1 pseudogene is annotated in these 485 nt (G+C 74.2%); it reads right to left on the reverse strand.

The features are described 5' to 3' along the window. Positions 1-167 precede the first annotated feature (167 nt). Positions 168-485 (reverse strand): annotated as a pseudogene (locus DVK07_RS21390) (cupin); the annotation flags it as partial.

Consider the following 485-nt stretch of genomic DNA (forward strand, 5'->3'; position numbering starts at 1 on the left):
CCGCGCGGCGCGGTCGATCGACGGCCCGCCGCCGCGCGTCGACGACGACCGCTGTGACGCCTGCGACTACGCCGCCGAGTGCGGCACCCGGCGGCGGTCGCTGCGGTCGCTGCTGGGCTGAGGCGGCGCGGCGGGGCCGCGACCGCTTCCGGAAACGCCCGCCGCCCTTAGGGCGAAAACGTCGTGCCGCACTCGGAACAGGTGAACCGGAATCGCCCCTCGTCGGTGAGTTCAGTGTCGTGGACGCGCTCGCCGCCACACTCGCGGCACTCGACGATCGACTCGATCCGGTCCCAGTCGTGGCGCGCGCCCGGCGCGCCGACCGCCCACGCGACGACCTCCTCGTCGGCGTCCTCGGGCACGAAGCCGGACTGGAACTCGCCGGGCGCGAAGCGGATCGCCTCGTCGGGGCCGACCTCGACGCGCTCGCGTTCGCGCCCGACCTCGAACGTGGCAGTGCCCGAGCGCACGTAGAATAGCTCCTC

It is taken from the genome of Halorubrum sp. Atlit-26R (assembly GCF_003666015.1).
Taxonomy (GTDB): domain Archaea; phylum Halobacteriota; class Halobacteria; order Halobacteriales; family Haloferacaceae; genus Halorubrum.